General features: G+C 67.5%; 13 protein-coding genes. 5 read left to right on the forward strand and 8 right to left on the reverse strand.

The annotated features are described in order from the left end of the window. Window positions 1–17: 17 nt before the first annotated feature. Both hemW and lepA read right to left on the reverse strand, forming a co-directional pair. Window positions 18–1,256: a radical SAM family heme chaperone HemW gene (gene hemW / locus AC1DGD_RS13050; RefSeq protein WP_476857057.1), complete on the reverse strand. Its 1,239-nt coding sequence runs from the start codon at window positions 1,254–1,256 to the stop codon at window positions 18–20. A 45-nt stretch (window positions 1,257–1,301) separates the two neighbouring features. Beyond that, a complete protein-coding gene (gene lepA, locus AC1DGD_RS13055) occupies window positions 1,302–3,155 on the reverse strand; it encodes a translation elongation factor 4 (protein WP_476857058.1) in 1,854 nt (617 codons plus the stop codon). A 360-nt stretch (window positions 3,156–3,515) separates the two neighbouring features. Between lepA and AC1DGD_RS13060 the strand changes: the two genes are divergently transcribed. Together AC1DGD_RS13060 and rpsT are read left to right on the forward strand one after the other, a co-directional pair. After that, a complete protein-coding gene (locus AC1DGD_RS13060; RefSeq protein WP_476857059.1) occupies window positions 3,516–4,121 on the forward strand; it encodes a type II toxin-antitoxin system PemK/MazF family toxin in 606 nt (201 codons plus the stop codon). Window positions 4,122–4,324: 203 nt separating this feature from the next. Beyond that, complete coding sequence (rpsT, locus tag AC1DGD_RS13065) at window positions 4,325–4,585, forward strand: 30S ribosomal protein S20 (RefSeq protein ID WP_018773112.1); 261 nt, start codon at window positions 4,325–4,327, stop codon at window positions 4,583–4,585. Between the two features lie 268 nt (window positions 4,586–4,853). Here rpsT and holA read toward each other — a convergent pair whose 3' ends face one another. From holA to AC1DGD_RS13080, 3 genes are read right to left on the reverse strand one after another with little or no spacing between them, the layout of a single operon-like run. Further along, window positions 4,854–5,870, reverse strand: coding sequence for a DNA polymerase III subunit delta (gene holA, locus AC1DGD_RS13070; RefSeq protein WP_028276695.1), 1,017 nt, complete (start codon window positions 5,868–5,870; stop codon window positions 4,854–4,856). Continuing rightward, window positions 5,804–7,837, reverse strand: coding sequence for a ComEC/Rec2 family competence protein (locus AC1DGD_RS13075; RefSeq protein ID WP_476857060.1), 2,034 nt, complete (start codon window positions 7,835–7,837; stop codon window positions 5,804–5,806). The genes holA and AC1DGD_RS13075 overlap by 67 nt, the downstream gene beginning before the upstream one ends. 16 nt (window positions 7,838–7,853) lie before the next feature. Then, a complete protein-coding gene (locus AC1DGD_RS13080) occupies window positions 7,854–8,525 on the reverse strand; it encodes a ComEA family DNA-binding protein (RefSeq protein ID WP_476857061.1) in 672 nt (223 codons plus the stop codon). 886 nt (window positions 8,526–9,411) lie between these two features. On the opposite strand from AC1DGD_RS13080, the gene AC1DGD_RS13085 reads away from it, so the two are divergent. Continuing rightward, window positions 9,412–10,041, forward strand: a complete 630-nt coding sequence (locus AC1DGD_RS13085; protein ID WP_476857062.1) for a hypothetical protein — start codon at window positions 9,412–9,414, stop codon at window positions 10,039–10,041. On the opposite strand, the gene AC1DGD_RS13090 is transcribed toward AC1DGD_RS13085, so the two are convergent. From AC1DGD_RS13090 to leuS, 3 genes are all read right to left on the reverse strand, one after another. Continuing rightward, entirely contained in the window at window positions 10,025–10,204 is a 180-nt protein-coding gene (locus AC1DGD_RS13090; protein ID WP_476849342.1) for a hypothetical protein, read from the reverse strand. The two genes, AC1DGD_RS13085 and AC1DGD_RS13090, sit on opposite strands and share 17 nt — an antisense overlap. A gap of 119 nt (window positions 10,205–10,323) precedes the next feature. After that, window positions 10,324–11,400: a DegV family protein gene (locus AC1DGD_RS13095; protein WP_476857063.1), complete on the reverse strand. Its 1,077-nt coding sequence runs from the start codon at window positions 11,398–11,400 to the stop codon at window positions 10,324–10,326. Between the two features lie 136 nt (window positions 11,401–11,536). Beyond that, a complete protein-coding gene (gene leuS / locus AC1DGD_RS13100; protein WP_476857064.1) occupies window positions 11,537–14,068 on the reverse strand; it encodes a leucine--tRNA ligase in 2,532 nt (843 codons plus the stop codon). 876 nt (window positions 14,069–14,944) lie between these two features. Here leuS and AC1DGD_RS13105 point away from each other — a divergent pair. Both AC1DGD_RS13105 and AC1DGD_RS13110 read left to right on the forward strand, forming a co-directional pair. Beyond that, entirely contained in the window at window positions 14,945–18,094 is a 3,150-nt protein-coding gene (locus AC1DGD_RS13105; protein WP_476857065.1) for an efflux RND transporter permease subunit, read from the forward strand. Beyond that, window positions 18,091–18,549, forward strand: a complete 459-nt coding sequence (locus AC1DGD_RS13110; RefSeq protein WP_230008548.1) for a hypothetical protein — start codon at window positions 18,091–18,093, stop codon at window positions 18,547–18,549. Before AC1DGD_RS13105 ends, AC1DGD_RS13110 begins: the two co-directional genes overlap by 4 nt. Window position 18,550 lies beyond the last annotated feature (1 nt).

Below are 18,550 nucleotides of genomic sequence, written 5' to 3' on the forward strand. Positions count from 1 at the left end.
GAAGTTTTGCCGGCAGACTAGTCCGGCAGGATCCTGCGGACGACGGCGTCGGCCAGCAGCCGGCCCTTAAGGGTGAGAATGAGCCTGCCTTTGAAAGCCGCCGCGGGGTCCACGAGGCCGTCCGCGATCAGCCCCGCCACAGCGTGCCTGCCGGTGTCCCCCAGGCCGCCGAGGCTTGGGATGTCGAGCCCGGAATTGAGCCGGGCCTCGAGCATGACCCGTTCCACGTTACGGGTTTCAGAGTCCAGCGTTTCGCGTCCGGCGGCGGGTGAGGCGCCGGCGCCGAGGCGGTTGGCGTAGGCGGTGGGGTGCTTGACGTTCCACCAGCGGACACCGCCCACGTGCGAGTGCGCCCCCGGCCCGATGCCCCACCAGTCGTCCCCACGCCAGTAAGCGAGGTTGTGCCGGCAGGCCTGTTCGGGGGTGCGGGACCAGTTGCTGACCTCGTACCAGTTGAGCCCGGCGGCGGAAATCAGTTCGTCGGCGAGTTCGTATTTGGCGGCGTGGTCGTCGTCGTCGATTTCCGGCACTTCGCCACGGCGGATCTGCGCGGCAAGCTTGGTGCCGTCTTCAACGATCAGGGCATAGGCGCTGATGTGGTCGGGGGCGTAGGACAGTGCGGTCTCGAGCGAGTAGCGCCAGTCCGCCAACGACTCCCCCGGCGTCCCGTAAATGAGGTCGAGGCTGACCGAGAGCCCGGCATTACGCGCCCACTGCACCGCCTCGGGCACCCGGCTGGGCGTGTGGGTGCGGTCCAGGACCTTCAGGACGTGCGGCACGGCCGACTGCATGCCGAACGAAACGCGGGTGAACCCGGCGTCGGCCAGCAGCTGCAGGGATGCGGGCGTGACGGAATCGGGGTTCGCCTCGGTGGTCACCTCGGCGCCGGGCTGCAGTCCCCAGGCGTCGATCGCGGCGCTGAGGATGCGCGCCAGGTCCTCCGCCGGCAGCAGGGTGGGAGTGCCGCCGCCGAAGAAGACCGTGCTGAGGGGGCGGCCGGGCAGGCCGCTGCCCTTCAGGGCCGCGGCGGCGAACTCCACTTCCGCGATCGCGGTGGCGGCGTAGGCGTCCTGGGAGGCCCCGCCGCCCAGCTCCGTGGCGGTGTAGGTGTTGAAGTCGCAGTACCCGCAGCGGACCGCGCAGAACGGGATGTGCACGTACAGCCCGAATGCTCGCTGATCGGCGCCCTCGCCCGCCTGGGCGGGCAGCAGCCCGTCCGCCGGCGCCGGGTCGCCGAGGGGAAGAACGCTAGGCACGGGCCCGGCCTGCCGATACTGCAGCAACAATCATTACCTGCACCGTTACTTCTTGGCCTTGTCCTTGGACTCGTCCGTTGTCAGCGCGGCGATGAAAGCCTCCTGCGGCACCTCGACGCGGCCCACCATCTTCATGCGCTTCTTGCCTTCCTTCTGCTTTTCCAGCAGCTTGCGCTTTCGGGTGATGTCACCGCCGTAGCACTTGGCAAGGACGTCCTTGCGGATGGCGCGGATGCTTTCGCGGGCGATGATCCTGGAGCCAATGGCGGCCTGGATGGGCACCTCGAACTGCTGGCGCGGGATGAGTTCGCGCAGCTTGCCGGTCATCATCACGCCGTAGGCGTAGGCCTTGTCGCGGTGGGTGATGGCGGAGAACGCATCAACCTGTTCGCCCTGGAGCATGATGTCCACCTTGACCAGGTCGGCCACCTGCTCGCCGTCGGCCTTCCAGTCCAGTGACCCGTAGCCGCGGGTCTTGGATTTGAGGATGTCGAAGAAATCGAAGACGATTTCGGCCAGCGGCAGGCGGTAGCGGATTTCCACCCGGTCCTCGGAGAGATAGTCCATGCCGCCCATGACGCCGCGCCGGCTCTGGCACAGCTCCATGATGGCGCCGACAAACTCGTTCGGCGCAAGGATGGTGGCGGACACCATCGGCTCACGGACCTCAGCGATCTTGCCGGTGGGGTATTCGCTGGGGTTGGTGACGTGGACGACCTTCTTGTCCTCCAGCGTGACCTCGTATTCCACGTTGGGCGCGGTGGAAATGAGGTCCAGGTTGTATTCGCGTTCGAGCCGCTCGCGGGTGATTTCCAGGTGCAGCAGGCCCAGGAATCCCACCCGGAAGCCGAAGCCCAGCGCGGCGGACGTTTCGGGCTCGTACACCAGTGCGGCGTCGTTGAGCATCAGCTTCTCCAGCGCATCGCGGAGCACCGGATAGTCCGTGCCATCGAGCGGATACAGGCCGGAGAAGACCATCGGCTTGGCGTCCGCGTAGCCGGGGAGGGACTCCGTGGCAGGCTTGGCCAGGTTGGTGACGGTGTCGCCCACCTTGGACAGGCGGACGTCCTTCACACCGGTGATGAGGTAGCCGACCTCGCCGACGCCAAGGCCCTTGGAGGGGGTGGGTTCCGGGGAGCTCACACCAATCTCAAGGAGCTCGTGCGTGGCACGGGTGGACATCATCTGGATGCGTTCACGCGGGTGCAGCATGCCGTCGACGACGCGGACGTAGGTGACCACACCGCGGTAGGTGTCGTAGACCGAGTCGAAGATCATGGCCCGGGCGGGGGCGTTCGGGTCGCCCACCGGTGCCGGCAGGTCGCGGACGATCTTGTCCAGCAGGACTTCGACGCCCATGCCGGTCTTGCCGGAGACGCGGAGCACGTCGTCGGGGTCGCCGCCGATCAGGTTGGCGAGTTCCGCCGCGTATTTCTCGGGCTGGGCTGCCGGGAGGTCGATCTTGTTCAGGACCGGGATGATGGTGAGGTTGTTTTCCATCGCCAGGTAGAGGTTGGCGAGAGTCTGGGCCTCGATGCCCTGGGCCGCGTCCACCAGCAGGATCGCGCCTTCACAGGCCGCGAGCGAGCGGGAGACCTCGTACGTGAAGTCGACGTGCCCGGGGGTGTCGATCATGTTCAGCGCGTAGCTGGTGCCGCCGAGTTCCCAGGGCATGCGGACGGCCTGGGATTTGATGGTGATGCCGCGTTCGCGCTCAATGTCCATGCGGTCCAGGTACTGGGCCTTCATGTCACGGGACTGGACAACACCGGTGAACTGGAGCATCCGGTCGGCCAGTGTGGATTTGCCGTGGTCAATGTGCGCAATGATGCAGAAGTTCCGGATGATGGCCGGATCTGTTGCGGCGGGCACCGGGGCGGTGCGGGCCATGGGAGACACGCAGGGTCCTTACTGTTGGCATTACGGTTGGCTTTTCCACGGCTCGGTGCGGATGCTCGTATGCCATCCTGCGACGTGGCGCGTTTCTGTCCCTATAGTCTCCCACGTCCGGGCCAGTGGCAGTGCATCCCTGCGTTGCGTTGCGGACTCTCCTGGGTCCGGTGGACTCTCGGCGGGATTCCGCCCGCGGATCTGGCCTCGGCTCGGCTGCGGTTGGCCCGCGGATCTGGCTGCGTGCTGCGCCGCGACTGGGTCCGCCCCTGCCTGGCCGCCAGCCGACTGCGGCCACCCTCTGCCCCACCTCTCCCCCGCTCATTCCCTGCCCCGGTTCTCTGCAGGGGTTGCCGGTATGGTTTCCCCATGGCTTGGAACTTACGATCGATCAGCGGCGCGGTCCGCGATGCCCTGCGCTTCCTGGATAAACTTGGCGGCTCCGCACCGGGAACCACCCCTGGTCCTGCGGCAAAACCCGCCCGAAAGCCTGCGGCGAAGCGGCGTCCGGGCCAGGCGCGTCCCGGCACCCCGGCCCGCTCCACAGGCGGCGCCCCGGCCGCCGGACTGACCGGGACATATCCCGGCGACTTCCGGGGGCGGGCCGCCGTCCGCTATGCCCCCGCACCCAACGGCCTGCCCGAGCCCGGCGAAATCGTCTGGACCTGGGTGCCCTACGAAGAGGACTACTCCCAGGGCAAGGACCGTCCGGTGCTGCTGGTGGGCACCAGCGGCCGGTATTTGTTGGGCCTGATGCTGACGAGCAAGGACCACGACGGCGACTCCCGCCGGTCGGATGACTACGTGGACATCGGCACTGGACCCTGGGACCGCCAGTGGCGGCCCAGCGAAGCGAAGCTGGACCGGGTTCTGCAGATCAACGCGAAGGACATCCGGCGCGAAGGAGCGATCCTGGACGCAGGCCGCTTCAACCACATCGCGGCCGCGCTGCGGCAGCGGCACGGCTGGAGCTGACCCGGCGGACACCGTGCGCGACGGCGGATCGCCACGCGCACTCGTGCCTGTACGTTGATCTCTGCTATTATTTACAGCTGTGTGTCCGTGCAGGTCGACGGCCACAGATGGTTGGTCGCCATAGGTATCCCCACGCCGCTCAGTCAATGGCCAATCTGAAAGCCCTCTAGACCATTTTCCGCATTGAAAAAGAGAGTTCACACGTGGCTAATATCAAGTCCCAGAAGAAGCGCATCCTGACCAACGAAAAGGCTCGCCTGCGCAACAACGCAGTCAAGTCTGAGCTGAAGACGGCCATCCGCGCCGTCAACACCGCCGTTGAGTCCACCGACAAGGATGCTGCGGCTGTTGCACTGCTTTCTGCCAGCCGCAAGCTGGACAAGGCCGTCAGCAAGGGTGTTCTCCACAAGAACAACGCTGCAAACCGCAAGTCGGCCATCTCCAAGAAGGTCAACGCGCTCTAAGGTTTCCAGTTCACTTGAACTGATGATTGTGGCCGGCACCCCCTGGGGTGCCGGCCACATCCAGTTAAACCGGTTCCGCAAGGGGCCGACTCCGCACCCGTTCTCGTACTACTCCGGTACCCCGCCGGCTGCCCGCTGCCGGGTCCGCGCCAGCAGGGCCGACACGCCGCACCTGGTCCGGCCGGACTCGCAGGGCCAACACGCCGGGCCCCGGTCCGGCCGGACTCGCAGGGCCGACACGCCGGGCCCCTGGGTTCGAACGCGGGTGTCAGGAACTCCTGGCCGAGGTGGCAATCACCGTTACCGCATGTTCCACGGCATAGACAGGATCCCGGGAGAGGCCCTTGACCTGGGCGTCGGCCTCGGCGGTGACCTGGATCGAGCGGACCAGCCCCTCGGGCGTCCAGCGCCGGACTTCCCGCTGGGCCTGTTCGACGAGCCAGGGCTGCATACCCAGTTGCTTGGCGATCTGCGAGGACGACCCCTGCGCGCCGGCCACCTTGGCCAGGGAACGCAACTTCGACGCCAGGGCAGCCACGATCGGCACCGGGTCCGCGCCGGTGGCCAGGGCGTGGCGAAGTGTGGAGAGGGCCAGCGGGCCGTTGCCGGCCATCGCGGCGTCGGCGACCTTGAAACCTGTTGCCTCGACCCGGCCGCCGTAGTACTTGTCCACCATGGCCGCGTCCACGCCGGTGGTGGCGTCAGCGATCAGCTGGCTGCAGGCGGCGGCGAGTTCCGCGAGCTGCGCGCCAACCGCATTGACCAGGGCGTGCACGGCGTCGGGGTCGATACGCCGGGAGGCCGCCCGGAACTCGGCCGTGACGAAGGCGATCTTCTCGGCGTCTTTCTTGAGCGGCTGGCAGTCGACAACGGGCCAGCCCGCGGCCTTGATGGCGTCCAGCAGCTTCTTGCCGCGGACTCCCCCGCCGTGGCGGAGCACCAGGAAGGCCTCCGGTTCGGGCTGGACCACATACTTCAGGGCATCGGCGAGGAAGGCATCGTTCATCGCCTCGAGCCCGTCGACCTCGATGAGCTTTTGTTCGCCGAACAGTGAAGGGCTGACGTTCATGGCCAGGGACCCGGCCGTGTAGCTGCCGGCATTGAGCCGCGTAATTTCGACGTCGGGCGCCACCGCGCGGACCTGCGCGCGGATACGGTCCATGGCCCGGGCACCTATGTAGTCTTCCGGACCGCCCACCAGGACGACGGCAGCAGGTGTCACATCGCGCCAGGTGGCGGTGTTCGACGCCGAGGTCCTGGGCCGTTGGGTCTGGGCAGCAGCCACTCTCGATTCCTCCCGGAAGTTGGTTTGCGGACTCTAAGCGTCCCACGCCCGGACCGGTGCTCCAAGCCGCGGCTGACGGCCCGCCGGACGGCTGACCGTGCCGCCGCATGCGAGCGTCCGTCGAGGACGGCGACCACCCGTGCGTGTGCCGCGAGGACGCCACGGGCGGCCGCGGCAGGGTGCAGGGCGAGCCACGCCGCCGCCAGCACAGCCGCGGAAAAGATTCCCATGGTGGCTGCACCAAAGACTCCTTCCGGCCACGGCAGGGCGGCGCCCGGGAGTGCCGCGAAGAACCGGGCGACCCCCGCCACCGCACCTGCGAAGGCAGCAGCGGCGGCCATGAGGAGGCCCGCTGCGGCCGGGAGAGCGGGCAGGAGCACCACGGCGGCCGTGCCGAGGAGTGTAACTGGCGCCACGAGCGCTGCGGCGGCCACATTCGCGGGCAGGGCGTAGGCGCCGAACTGCGGCTGCAACAACACGATCGCCGGGGCGCAGAAGAGCTGGGCAGACAGGGGTACGGCGACGCCGGCTGCCGCCCAGCGCGGAACCGAAGGCGGCAGCCAGTCCATGATGCGGCGTCCGGCGACCACGATTCCCAGCGTGGCCAGGACCGAGAGCAGGAATCCGAAGCTGGCAGCCAGGACCGGCTGCGCCAGCAGCAGGCCGATGACAGCAACACAGAGCAGGCTGAGTCCGCGCCCCGCCCGGCCAAGAGCTACGGACGCGAGGCCGATGCTGCCCATGAGTGCGGCCCGCAGCACACTCGGATCCGGTCCCACCATGAGGACGAACAGCGCCAGCCCCGCGAGGCTGGCCGCGGCGGCGGCCGCGCGCGGAAGGCGGAGCGTGCGGGCGGCGAGCAGCAGCGTCCCGAGGATCAGGCTGCAGTTGGCCCCGCTGACGGCGGTCAGGTGCGTCATCCCGACGGTCTTCATGGCGGCTTCCAACTCGGGGTCCAGGGCGCTGGTGTCGCCGGTGACCATGCCGGGCAGCAGCCCGCCGGCGTCGCCCCCGAACCTTGCCGCCGCGGCGGTGAAGGCGCGGCGAAGCTCCCCGGGACCCTGCTGCCAGGGCCCGGGTCCCCGCAGCAGGGTTGGCGCAGACGTCGCTGCCAGGAGTCCGACCTCCGACTCCCCTGGCGCGGCGGGACGGAGTTTGCCTGTGGCGCGCAGGAGCTGGCCCGGAACGGCGTCTCCCCAGGTGGCCCCGCCCATGACCACGATCCGTGCGTCCCCGGCGACCCTGTGGCCGCCGAAGGTCATCGCCGTCAGGATCACGGGAACTGCCCAGCGGTCCGGCAGGCCACCGGCACCGGGAATCCTGAGCGGCCGTGGGGCGCCTGCAATTTCCAGTTCCGCGACGACGGCCGCGCGGGCGGCCACAGCTTCTGCGATGGCGCCGTCGTGCCGCCGGGAGGCCTCGACGGCGGCGTGTGAGCCTGCCGCGGAGGACAACAGCAGCGCCGCTGCCACTGTGGCGCGAATGCTGCGCGGAACCGCCTGCCCGGCGCTGCGGCCGCGCCCGTGGCCACCCCGCCCAATCCTGGCGCCCCGCTCCCTCGCCGGGCGGAGCCCAGAACGGCCGAGGATGACGCGACCGGCCAGGAAGAGCATGCCTCCGGCCGCCGCCAGCGCCGTGCAGAGACCGGCCAGCCCTGCAGGGGACAGCCAGTTTCCGGCAACGGCGGTCCCCCAGACAAGAAGTGCCGGGAGCACCAGACGAAGGTCCGTCCGTCGTGTCCGTTCGATCGGGCGCCGACGCGCGGCGGTGTCTCGCGCGGGTTTACCGGATCCGCGGATCCGGCCGGAGGCCACCGGATCCTCGTGCTCCGCACGCGCCGGGGAATCGACGGCCGCATCGACGTAGCGCTGCCAGCGACTCTGCGGGACCGCCACAGAACCCAGCGGGCCGGTCCGGTCCACGCCACGCCGTGCAGTGCCAGGCTGTGCAGTGTCAGGCTTTTCCATCTCAGGATTTGCCACGTCAGATACCCACCAACGGGAGCAGGGCCTCGAGCAACTTCGGACCGATCCCGTCGACGGCGTCGAGCTCCTGCACTGTCTTGAACCGCCCGTGCTGCTGGCGCCAATCCACGATCCGCTGCGCCAGCACCGGCCCGACGCGCGGGAGGGTCCCGAGTTCCTCGAGGCCGGCGGTGTTGAGGTTGACCTTCCCGCCCCCGCCGACTGGCCCCGTGCCGCCCGGACCGGAACCGGGCGCAGGTGAGCCGCCCGTGGGCGTATCGGCCTCACCGGGTTCGCCGCGGATGGGCACCAGGACCTTCTGCCCATCCTCCAGCACGGCGGCCAGGTTGAGCCGGTCCGGATCCCCGAGAACCGTGGGCCCGCCCGCCGCTGCAATCGCCTCATGCAGCCGGCTTCCCGCCGGCAGTTGAACCACCCCCGGGCTGGCCACGGCACCGGCAACATGGACCTCGATCCTTTCGGGCGCCGCGGTGGCCTCATCTCCCGGCGGCGCGGTTGACCCGTCATCCGCCGGATCGGGTGCTTCCTCGGCGGCGGGGGCGGAGTCGCTGAGAGCCACCACCTGCGCGCCGCCGGTTCCGGCCTGCCACCAGAAGCAGCCGCCCAGCACCACGGCAAGGACGCCCAGCAGGGCAGCGGCTTTAACCCCTGTCCTGGCCCGAAATCGCATAGCCAGCGTCGGCCTTCTTCCCCGGCGGTACCCGCGGGTTTCATCCGCATGGTGTGAAGGGCCGCCCCCGACGCATCGTCCAGCAGCGAGGACGCCATCAGCCCGGACCGGGACAGGGCTGCCGGGCGCCGGAACCTGCAACTCCAGCAGCCCCGCTGAGTCGCCCGGTTCCCGGCCCGGAGCCGGGGATTCGCCCGGCTCCGCAGTATCTTTCGCACCCCGGGCAGCCCAGCGCGTCGCTGCCAGGCGATCACGGGCAACCCTGACGCCTGTGGCGGATTCAGTTCCCGGGTTGCGGCGTGGCATGGAACGACTCTAGGCAGCCCTCACCCCCGCTGATACCGGGGACCGGGCGTATGTGGATATACCTGAGTAATACGCGTAGATCCGCGGCATCAGGCAAGTATTCCCTACGCTGGTGCCCGCCCGGACCCGGTGGTAACGTCTGCATCCAATCGAGAAGACTTTGCCGGCTGGGGGCAACCCTGATCGCCTGGAGGTAAATTTCAGGCGTCGAAAGCTGGTGTGCAATGAAGTGGTTGTTTGGGCCCGCGGCGGTGCTGGCGCTTGGCGGCACCATGCTGCCAGCCCCACCGGTCGTGGCAGACACAACGCAAGCCACCTCAACCCAGGTGGTCAATTTTTCTCTGGAAAGCAGTTTCTGCCCCCAGTACGGTCTGTACGGCATAGCGCATGTTTCGGTCGACGGCACGGCCGGAATGACTGCCGACCAGAATTTCATCTGGACCACCCAAACAGCCGCCACCTCGATCCATGCAGTTCCGCCGCAGGGCGCCGTCGCCAATGTCACGATTGTCTACCACTGCAACGTACAGGTGCTCTGGTGGCTGGAGCCCGGAAGTGCCCGCCGGGTGCAGGCCGCCCTGTGGGTCAACGGCTCAGGCCAGCAGCCCAGCTACACTATCGGGCCGAATCAGCCAGCCCCCGGGCCAACCCCGCCGCCAACGACTCCGCCTCCCACAGCCCCGCCGGCCTCCCTAACGCCAACGACTCCACCAACGTCAGTGTCGGTACCCGCGCCCACGACGCCAACCGTCATACCGACCACCGAGCCAACGTCCGCGCCAGTCACCGTGCCGACGGTCCCGGAAACACCCGCCGCACCAACGTCCGAGCCGGCCGCGCCACCGACGGTCCCGGAAACGACCACCGAGCCAACGTCCGCGCCAGTCACCGTGCCGACGGTCCCGGAAACGCCCGCCCCGCCAACGTCCGAGCCGGCCGCGCCACCGACGGTCCCGGAATCGCCCGCCCCGCCAACGTCCGAGCCGGCCGCCCCACCAACGGTCCCGGAAACGCCCGCCCCGCCAACGTCCGAGCCGGCCGCCCCACCAACCACCGCCCCACCAACCACCGTGTCAGCTACAACGCCAGAGACAGCGCCAACGGAACCAGCCACACCCGCGCGTACAGCATCGCCCACGCCCGGACGGACATCGCCCGTGCCTACCCCCTGAAACGCAGCTACAGTCGGGGGTTCACTTCTGATAGGTGATGTATGCCTCGTACTGCACGCGCCATTTATCCGCAGCCTTGGGATCCGGGACCGTGGTGGTGAGGAATTGAACGCTGGTCACTTGGCCTTTGAGGTATTTCAGCCACTTGGTCACCTCTTCGGCAACGTCGCGATCGAACTGGACTACGTGGTGCACCTGCATTGCCATGGCGGCCTCCGGATTCGCTGGTTCGCTGGGTTCGGTGGAGTGACTTTACCGCCGCCGCCCGTTCACGGCCAGAGTCCGGCGTCCGCGCAGATGGAGCACATGGACCCGCCGCGCTAGTCGCCGGTTTCCGTCGCTTCGGCCGCAGCCCTGCCAGGGTGCGCTTCCCCGCTGTCCGGGCTGGCGATGTCCCCGGGGAAGGCATCGGGTTTCGCTGCAGCAGGGGTGCTGCCCTCCCCCACGATCACGGCGAGCACACCGAGCCCGGCGTGGGCCGCCAGGACTGCCGGGAGAGCGCTGATCTGGGCCGGCGGACATGCCGGTAATGCCACGGCCAGGCGCCGGGCAAGGTCTTCAGCCTCGGCCTGGTTGCCAAAGTGGTGCACAGCCAGCCGCGCCTGCCCGGCAGGGCGGCCGGAGGCGTCCGCGGCCACGATTTCTTCCAGGCGTGCGATGGCCTTCGCCGCTGACCGGACTTTTTCCAGCGGGATGATCCGGCCGTCTTCCACCGCCAGGATGGGTTTGATGGAGAACATGGTCCCCCAGAGCGAGGCCGCCGCCCCGATCCGGCCGCCCCGGCGCAACTGTTCCAGGGTCGGGACATAGAAGTACACTTTGGTGCGGTCCAGCCGGGACTGCGCGAAGGCCAAGACGTCGGCCGCGCTCCTGCCGTCGGCGGCCGCGACCACCGCGCCCTGCACGCCCATCCCCTGGGCCATTCCGACCGTCCGGGAGTCGAGGACCTCTACGGGTATGCCGACCCGTTGGGCTGCCAGGCGGGCGGCGTCGGCTGTCCCGGACAGCCCCGCCGAGATGTGAATGGAGACCACCGACTGGAAGCCACGCTCGCTGGCCTCCCGGTAGGCGTGTTCAAACTGCCCCGGTGACGGACGCGAGGTCTTGACGGGCTTGCCGCTGGCCAGGGCCACGGCGATGGTCTCCGCAATGTCGTCCTCACCCTCGCCGTAGATTTCGGCGCCGATCATCACGGGCATCGGGACCACGGTGAGCCGGCCGTCAGCAGCGAAAGCCCGGACCCAGTCCGCGGGCAGCGCGGCGGCAGAGTCTGTGACCACCGCAACCTGCACGACGGCGGCGGGAGCCGCTTCGGGGATGCTGTCCCGGGAACCCTGCCGCAGGCGAACAAGCCGCTCGCGCAGCCATGGCCAGCCTGACGGCTCGCGGTGTGGCACGAAGGACCTCCTGCTGTGGGGACGCGTGGACTTGCTTCTCCGGCGGGGGCACTTGTGCCCGTCCCATTGTCTGCGCTGGTTGTCTGCACTGGCCGCCGGGATCAGCCGGCGGCCAGTGTCAAGCTGGTACGTCCGGCTAGGCCGGGACGATGTTGACCAGTTTAGGCGCCCGTACGATCACCGTGCGCAGGGCACGGCCGTCGAGGGCGCGCTGGACATTTTCCGATGCCAGCGCCAGTTCGCGCAGGTCCTCCTCGGAGATGTCCGGGGAAACCTCCAGCCGGTCCCGCACCTTGCCCTGCACCTGGACGACGGCGGTGACCGTGTCCTCCACGAGCAGTGCGTTGTCGTGCGTGGGCCAGCCGGCGTTGGCGACCGATGCCGGGTGCCCCAGGACGTTCCACAGATCCTCGGCGGTATACGGCGCAAACAGGCTCAGGATGACGGCTACGGCTTCCACGGCCTCGCGGACTGCTGGGTCCGCACCGCCGGCACCGCTGGCTGCATCTATGGTCTTGCGGGTCGCGTTGACCAGTTCCATCAGCTTTGCCACAACCACGTTGAACTTGTTGTTGTCCAGCAGGGCCTGCGCATCGGCGATCGTGCGGTGGGTGACGGTGCGCAGGGCACGGTCACCGGTGGCGGCATCGACGCCGGGTGCGCTTGTGACGTCCTGGCCGAGGCGCCAGGCCCGGGCCAGGAACTTCGCGGAGCCCGACGGCGATACGTCCGCCCAGTCGACGTCGTCCTCCGGCGGGGAGGCGAAGATCATGGTCAGGCGGACAGCGTCCACACCGAACTTGTCCAACTGCTCGCCGAGGTCGACGCCGTTGCCCAGGGACTTGCTCATGGCCTTGCCGCCGTTGAGGACCTGCCCCTGGTTCAGCAGTGCGCTGAACGGCTCGTCCGCCTCAATCATGCCGAGGTCGTGGATGACCTTGGTGAAGAACCGCGCATAGAGCAGGTGCAGGATGGCGTGCTCCACGCCGCCCACGTACTGTCCGACCGGCATCCAGTCGTTGATCTTCTCCGGATCGAACGGACCGCCGGTGTACTGCGGAGAGACGAAGCGCAGGAAGTACCAGGAGGAATCCACGAAGGTGTCCATCGTGTCCGTGTCCCGCTTGGCCGGGCCCTGGCAGTTGGGGCACTCGACATTGACCCAGCTTTCGACCGCGGCGAGCGGTGACGTGCCCTTCGGGGACAGGTCCTCGCCGCGCAGGTCCGCCGGCAGGGTCACGGGCAGCTGATCATCCGGGACCGGGACCTCCCCGCAGGCCGGGCAGTGGATGATGGGGATCGGTGTGCCCCAGAACCGCTGCCGGCTGAGCAGCCAGTCACGCAGCCGGAAGTTCACGAACTTCTCGCCGGTGCCCAACTCGCGCAGGATTTCGATGGCCGCCGGGATGGCCTCGGCCTTGGGCAGCCCGTCGAGGACGCCGGAGTTGATCAGGGTCCCCTCGCCGGTGGTGGCGATGCCCGTGGCAGCCGGGTCTTCCTCGCCCGTGTCCAGGACTGCCCGGACGGGCAGGTCAAAGGTCTTGGCGAAGTCGAGGTCGCGCTGGTCATGGGCCGGGACGGCCATGATGGCGCCTGTGCCATAGTCGGCCAGGACATAGTCGGCGGCCCAGACGGGCAGCTTTTCGCCGTTGAGCGGGTTGGTCGCGTAGCGCCCGGTGAAGACGCCGGTCTTTTCGCGCTCGGTGGACTGGCGCTCGATTTCGGAGAGCGCCTTGACCTGTTCCCGGTAGGCGTCCAGGGCGGCGGCGTGCTCGTCGGTGACCAGTTCGACGGCGAGCGGCGCGTCGGCGGCGACGACGAAGAACGTGGCGCCGTAGAGGGTGTCCGGGCGCGTCGTGAAGACGGTGACGTCCTTGGCGGCTTTGCCGCCGTCGGCCTCGATCACGAAGTTGACGTGGGCGCCCTCGGAACGGCCGATCCAGTTTTTCTGCATCGCGAGGACGCGTTCGGGCCAGTGCCCGCGCAGTTCGTCCATGTCATCGAGCAGGCGGTCGGCGTAGTCGGTGATCTTGAAGTACCACTGGTTCAGGGACTTCTTGGTCACGGGAGTGCCGCACCGCTCGCAGGCGCCGTTGACCACCTGTTCGTTGGCCAGCACGGTCTGGTCCTTGGGGCACCAGTTGACCGGCGAATTCTTGCGGTAGGCCAGTCCACGCTCGTAGAACCGCGTGAACAGCCACTGGGTCCAGCGGTAGTACTCCGGGTCCGAGGTGTGCAGCCGGCGGGACCAGTCCGCGGAGATTGCGTAGCGCTTGAACGATGCCGCCTGGGTGTCGATGTTGGCGTACGTCCACTCACTGGGGTGCGCGTTGCGTTTGATCGCCGCGTTTTCCGCGGGCAGGCCGAAGGAGTCCCAGCCGATCGGGTGCAGCACGTCGTAGCCCTGCTGGCGCAGGTAGCGCGCCACAACGTCGCCCATCGCGAACGCCTCGGCGTGGCCCATGTGAAGGTCACCGGACGGATACGGGAACATGTCCAGCACGTAGCGGCGTTCCTTTGAGCCGTCGTCGAGCGGCGTGAAGACCTTCAGGTCTTCCCAGACCTGCGGCCATTTGGCTTCCATTGCCGCGAAGCTGTAGGCACCTTCCTCAGGCCCCTCCGCCGCGGCTGCTGGCGATCCGGTCTGTGTTTCCGGCTGAACGCTCACTGCTGGCCTCTTCTGTTCTGTGCGGCCTGTTACCCAGGCCTGTCTACCTTCAGGCCTGCCTGCCGCCAGGCCTGTTCACCATCAAGTCTGCACTGTCACGGCCGGCTGCCCGGTCCTGACTCCATACTGTCCGTACGTGGTGCTCCTGCTGTAACTTCGTGCGTTGCGGACCGGAATTTACCCCGGACACACAAAAGCCCCTCGACATGGAGGGGCCGCCGCTCGGCAATCCGGGGACTCTTCGGAAACGAGGTCTCGCCGGGATGCCGGGCGGCTAGCTAAGCAGGAGCACGGCGCGCATAGGACCACTTTAGCCCCTCGGGCTGGTTCGTGCTGAACCGACGGGCCGGATACGGCCCGGTAGTCGCAGTCGACTCGCGCTCCGGCGGCCTGTGCGGGCTGCTATGTCCGCAATTGTTACAAACGACATACCTATGGAATAGCGGTACTTACTGCCAATTGCCCGACGTATCGGGCAAGTAACTACGACAGAAATTCGGGTAGCTCGGCGCGGAAAACAAGTAGAAAAACAACGAACACCCGGGTGGCCGGCCACGGGCGCCCGGGCCCTTCCGCGAAGTTTCTTCGGAGAGCGCATTGTGAGCCTCCAAGCTGGGAGAAACCCGTGAAAAACCGTGAAGCAGGCCTAAAATTTTGATCTTGCCAAACGATTCAAATGGGAACACTATTCGATAAAGATCAGCAAGAAATGGGATCTCTCGGGGGGATTCGCAAATGGTCTCGGGTTGAGGAGCCTGTCATGTATCAATTGCGCAATTCTTCCGTGCATTTGCCGAAATCCCCCGCCGGCCGCACCTGCGACGCCGGCTCCCTGGAACAGGGCTAGCCATGTTCGGCTGGATCACCCGTTTCAGTATGCAGTTCCGCATCCTGGTTCTCGCCATGGCGGCCGGACTCATTGCCTTCGGGGTAGTGAACGTCCCCCACGTCGCCATCGACAGCATGCCCGAGTTCGCCCCGGCCCACGTCGAGATCCAGACCGAGGCCCTGGGCCTCTCAGCTGCCGAAGTTGAACAGCTCATCACTGCCCCGATGGAAGCCGACCTCCTTAACGGGGTGGCGTGGCTCGATGAAATCCGGTCCAAATCAGTTCCCGGCCTGTCCTCGATCGAGCTCGTGTTCGAGCCGGGCACCGACCTTCTGCGCGCGCGCCAGCTCGTGGCCGAACGCATGACCCAGGCCCACGCGCTGCCGAACGTCTCGGCGCCGCCGCTGATCATGCAGCCGTTGTCGTCCACCAGCCGCGTCCTTATGGTCCGGATGAGCTCCAAAGAGCTTTCCGGGATCGAAATGTCGGTCCTGGCCCGGTGGAAGATCAAGCCGCGGCTGATCGGCATTCCCGGGGTCGCCAACGTTTCCATTTGGGGACAGCGCGAACAGCAGCTCCAAGTAGAGGTGACCCCCACGCAGCTGCGTGACAAGGGCATCACGCTCGAACAGGTCATCAAGACCACCGGCAACGCAGTCTGGGTGTCGCCGCTGAGCTTCCTTGAGGCGTCCACCCCCGGCACGGGCGGGTTCGTGGAGTCGCCGAGCCAACGCCTGGGCATCCAGCACGTGCTGCCCATCCGAACACCGGAGGACCTGGCCAAGGTCAGTGTCGAAGACGCCGGATCTCCCATGCTCCTGGGTGACATTGCCCAGGTGAAGGAGGACCACCAGCCGCTGATCGGCGATGCCGTCGTCGGCCAGGATGCGGGCCTCCTGCTGGTCGTGGAGAAGTTCCCCGGAGCCAGCACGCTGCAGGTCACCAAGGACCTCGAGGCTGCGCTGAACGACATGCAGCCCGGGCTTTCCGGAATCCAGATGGATACGTCCGTCTTCCGGCCCGCCTCCTTCCTGCAGGATGCCGTGGACGGACTCGGCCTGGCGCTGCTCGTGAGCCTCCTGATCGCCGTGCTGCTCTTCTGGGCCCTGTTCCGCTCCTGGCGGGTGGCCGTGATCGCCCTCGTGGCGATCAGCACCACCGTCATGGCGGCGGGAGTGGTGCTCTACTTGCTCGACTCCACACTGAATATCTCGATCCTCGCCGGCATCTTGCTGGGCGTCTCTGTGATTGTCGGAGACATCGTGGAGGATGTGCAGGCGCAGCGGCGCCGGCCGTTGCGGACCACCGGGACCGAGACAGATGCCACCATCAGGTTCCGCATGGTCCAGCTTGTCCGCAGCGTCCGCACACCGCTGTTCCACGGGTCGCTCATCATGGCCCTCGCGCTCGTACCGACGCTGTTCGTCACGGGAGTCGGCGGTGCGTTCTTCCAGCCCCTCTTCTGGTCCCTGGCGTTGGCGCTTGCCGTGTCAATGCTGGTGGGTTTGTCCGTGACACCGGTCCTGGCATATCTCCTGCTTCCCGGTGAGAAAGCCCGGCGGGCGGACTCGCCCGGTGTTGTCCGGGCAAGGTCCACGTACGACAGGGCACTCGAGGGGGCACGTTCCCGCCGTGCCCTCGGCATTGTCGCTGTCGCCGTCGTTGGACTGCTGGGGCTCGCCGCGGCATCGCAGCTGGTCGGGAACCGGGCGGTCGTGCCGACGATTCCGGACCGGACACTCCTGGTGCAGTGGGACTCGATGGCAGGCACGTCCAACGACGAGGTGCGTCGGGTGGCGTCCAAGGCGTCCGACGAACTGCGGACCCTGCCTGGTGTCTCGGGAGTTGGCGGCCACATCGGCCGCGCCATTTCCTCCGACCAGGTTGTCGGGAACAGTTCCGCGGAACTCTGGGTGTCCATCACACCGGATGCCGACTTCAGCGAAACGGAGCAGGCGGTCCGTGACGTCGTCCAGGGCTACCCCGGTATCGCCCACAACGTGGTGAACTACTCCCAGCAGCAGATCGGCCAGGAGCGCAGCAGCATGGATCCCGGATTCGCTGTCCGCGTCTACGGAACGGACTTGCCCGTCTTGCGAGAGAAGGCAGAAGAGGTCCGCAAGGCCATCGAAAAGGTCGACGGCGTGAAGAACCCGACGATCAACGCCAGCGCCATGACGCCCATCGTCGAAGTCGAGGTCAACCTCGAGGCGGCGCAGAAGGTCGGCATCAAACCCGGCGACGCACGCCGCGCCGCCGCCGCCCTGATGCAAGGCATCGTCGTCGGCAACCTCTTCGAACAGCAGAAGGTCTTTGAAGTGGTGGTGCGCGGCGCGGTGGACGTCCGGGATGACCTGACCAGCATCCGTGAGCTCCTGCTGGACACGCCAAGCGGCGGCCAGGTCCAGCTGGGCCAAATCGCCGACATCCGGCTCGTTCCCAATGAAGTCGTGATTCTGCACGATGACACCTCGCGCCGGATCGATGTGGTGGCCGAGGTCAGCGGACGTCCGCTCGCGGATATCCAGCGCGACATCAACGCGGCGATCGAGCAGATCCAGTTCCCGCTGGAATACCACGCCGAAATCCCCACGAAGTACAGTGAACAGCTCGCCGGGGACGCCATGGTTCTGTGGATCGGCGCGGCTGCCCTTCTGGGAATCCTGCTCCTTCTCCAGACAGCGGTGCGGAGCTGGAAGCTGGCGCTTGCCATCTTCCTGTCCCTGCCGGCCGCGCTGGCCGGGGCCGCCGTGGCAGCGTGGATCGCGGGAGGCGCCATCACTGTGCTGGCACTCACGGCCTTTGCCGCGGTGCTGGCCGTTGCAGCCCGCAACGCGGCGCTGCTCTCCGCCCGGACGGATGAGCTGTGGCGGGCCACCCCGCACGAGTCCCCTGACAAGGTCATCATGATGGCGGCCCGGGACCGGGTCTCGCCCATTCTGAAGGCAGCCCTGATCACGGTGGCGATCCTGATCCCGCCGGGACTCTTCGGCGGCGCCGTCGGCGGGTCCTTCCTGGGCCCGATGGCCCTGATCATCGTCTGCGGACTCATCACGACAACTCTCATCGGGATCTTCGTACTCCCCCTGCTCGCTCTCTGGTTCGGGCCCGGTTCCGCCCCGGAAGAGTGGGCCGAAGTGTACGAGGCCGAAGTTCCCGTCCAGCCCGTTACGCAGGAAAAGGTGGAAGCAAAATGACCAGCCAACAGCCCTCGCGGCGCCTGCCCCTGGCGGCCGCTGTATGCGCAGCACTTCTGTTCGCGTTGCCCGCATGTGCCCAGACGACGGCGGCGGCCCCCGCCGCCGTCTCGGCCAACGAACCCGCCAAGGTGGAGAAGAATGCCGCAACAGGCATCGCGAAACTGACGTTGACGGAGAAGGGAATCGAACGCCTCGACCTGAAGACCGACACCGTCAAGGCCGGAAAGGGCAAGGACGTCGTCGTGCCCTACTCAGCCCTGCTCTACGACGCCAGCGGAAAAACCTGGGTGTACACCAACCCGGCCCCGCGGGTCTACCAGCGGCAGTCGGTCACGGTAGCCAAGGTGGAGGACGGAGTGGTCACGGCCTCGGCCGGCCCCGCGGTCGGCACCGCAATCGTAACCGTCGGCGCGGCTGAACTCTTCGGCGCTGAATTCGATACGGCGCACTGAC

The sequence above is a fragment of the Arthrobacter sp. 05T45 genome (genome assembly GCF_056395875.1).

What these genes read in the sequence shown, in the direction of transcription:
- AC1DGD_RS13060 (WP_476857059.1), top strand. Translation starts at nt 3,516, where the DNA reads ATGGCTTGGAACTTACGATCGATCAGCGGCGCGGTCCGCGATGCCCTG.
- AC1DGD_RS13075 (WP_476857060.1), bottom strand. Translation starts at nt 7,837, where the DNA reads ATGGAAAAGCCTGACACTGCACAGCCTGGCACTGCACGGCGTGGCGTG.
- AC1DGD_RS13080 (WP_476857061.1), bottom strand. Translation starts at nt 8,525, where the DNA reads ATGCGATTTCGGGCCAGGACAGGGGTTAAAGCCGCTGCCCTGCTGGGC.
- AC1DGD_RS13090 (WP_476849342.1), bottom strand. Translation starts at nt 10,204, where the DNA reads ATGCAGGTGCACCACGTAGTCCAGTTCGATCGCGACGTTGCCGAAGAG.
- AC1DGD_RS13105 (WP_476857065.1), top strand. Translation starts at nt 14,945, where the DNA reads ATGCAGTTCCGCATCCTGGTTCTCGCCATGGCGGCCGGACTCATTGCC.
- AC1DGD_RS13110 (WP_230008548.1), top strand. Translation starts at nt 18,091, where the DNA reads ATGACCAGCCAACAGCCCTCGCGGCGCCTGCCCCTGGCGGCCGCTGTA.